Raw genomic sequence first — 1643 nt, forward strand, 5'->3', positions numbered from 1 at the left:
CGGGCTCCCTCAGCGACGAACTGATGCGGCGCGCCGGCCTGGTGAACGTCGCGGCGGAGCTGAAGCTCGACAATTACGGGCAGCTGCCGCTCGAGACGATCATCCTCGCCGGCGTCGACTTGCTGATTGTCGACGGCGACCGGGCCGACCCGCCCGCGATGGCGACCGAGGTCCTGAGCCACCCGATCCTCGCGGGACTCGGCGACCGGGTCCGCGTCGTGAAGGTCCCGCCAAAACTCTGGACCTGCTACGGGCCGAGCATCGCCGACGCCTACGACATTCTCGTCGACGCGGCCGGGAGCCCGCAGTGAGCACGTGCCCGCCTTACGTCGCGCTGGTGGGCGCGCTCGCAGCGCTCATGCTCGCGGCCTTCGTCGCTTCCGTGACGATCGGCTACGCCGCGATCGATGTCGGCGGCGCGCTGGCCGATCTGCTCGCAGGCGGAACCTCGCTCGGCGCGCTGGTGCTGACGGAGCTTCGGCTGCCGCGCGCGATCATGGGGGCGCTGGTCGGCTTCAGCCTCGGGCTCGCCGGCGCCGCGATGCAGGGCTTGCTCCGCAATCCTCTCGCGGACGCCGGCGTGATCGGCGTCTCGGGCGCCGCCGCCTTCGGCGCGGTGACGGCGTTCTACTCCGGCCTTTCCGCTAGCTTCGGCCTGGCGCTGCCCATTGGCGGCATTCTGGGAGCCGGCGTCGCGGTCGCGTTGCTCTTTGCACTCGCGGGCCGCGGCTCGGCGACCATGACGCTGATCCTTGCGGGCGTCGCCATCAACAGCCTCGCCGGCGCGCTGACGGCGCTCGCGCTCAACCTCTCGCCGAACCCCTACGCGGCCATGGAGGTGATGTTCTGGCTGATGGGCTCGCTGGCCGACCGCAGCATGGGCCATGTCTTGCTCGTCCTGCCGCTGCTGGCCGTCGGCTGGTTCATAATTTTCGCCTCCGGTCCTGCGCTCGACGCTTTGACGCTCGGCGAGAACACGGCGACCAGCCTCGGCTTCGACATGACCCGCGTGAGGCTGCTGCTGATCTTCGGCACGGCGCTGTCGGTCGGCGCGTCGGTCGCGGTGACGGGAGCGATCGGCTTCATCGGACTGGTCGTCCCGCACCTGCTCCGCCCCCTCGTCGGCGGCAGGCCGGGCCGTCTGCTGCTCGTCTCGGGCCTCGGCGGCGCCGCGCTCGTGCTCGCGGCCGACATTGGTGTCCGGCTCGTCGGGGTGCGTCCGGAACTGAAGCTCGGCGTCGTCACGGCGCTGATGGGAGCGCCGTTCTTCCTGGTCCTGCTCTGGCGACTGAGGCGGGAGGCGTGATGGAGATCAGGGCCGAGAACCTCACTGTTCGGCTCCGCGACGTGCCGCGGGTGGATCGCGTCTCGCTGACGCTGCGGCCGGGCGAACTCGTCGGCCTCATCGGCCCGAACGGCGCCGGCAAGACCACGCTGTTCCGCGCGCTCGCAGGCCTCCAGGAACCCGACGCGGGCGCGGTGACCTATGACGGCCGCCGGCTCGCCGAGATCGGACGTCGAGCGCTGTCGAAACACCTCGCCTATCTCGAACAGTCCTCCGAGGCGCACTGGCCGCTGCGCGCTGGCCACCTGGTCGCGCTCGGGCGGCTGCCGCATCGTCGCTTCGGCCGCGCATCGGCGCC

At 71.2% G+C, this 1643-nt stretch carries 3 protein-coding genes; all 3 read left to right on the top strand.

Going from position 1 to position 1643, the window contains the following annotated elements; all coding sequences use genetic code 11:
* Positions 1–311 (top strand): substrate-binding domain-containing protein (locus tag ACIKT0_RS18015; protein ID WP_474998510.1); only part of this gene is annotated, 311 nt, incomplete at its 5' end.
* A gap of 47 nt (positions 312–358) precedes the next feature.
* Positions 359–1306: a FecCD family ABC transporter permease gene (locus ACIKT0_RS18020; protein WP_407106702.1), complete on the top strand. Its 948-nt coding sequence runs from the start codon at positions 359–361 to the stop codon at positions 1304–1306.
* A partial coding sequence (locus ACIKT0_RS18025; protein WP_407106701.1) for an ATP-binding cassette domain-containing protein occupies positions 1306–1643 on the top strand: 338 nt, incomplete at its 3' end. The genes ACIKT0_RS18020 and ACIKT0_RS18025, both read left to right, overlap by 1 nt.

The sequence above is a fragment of the Hansschlegelia beijingensis genome, from assembly GCF_045505405.1.
In the GTDB taxonomy this organism is placed as follows: domain Bacteria; phylum Pseudomonadota; class Alphaproteobacteria; order Rhizobiales; family Methylopilaceae; genus Methylopila; species Methylopila beijingensis_A.

Coding starts and splice junctions, on each gene's coding strand:
- ACIKT0_RS18020 (WP_407106702.1), top strand. CDS start 359: ATGCTCGCGGCCTTCGTCGCTTCCGTGACGATCGGCTACGCCGCGATC.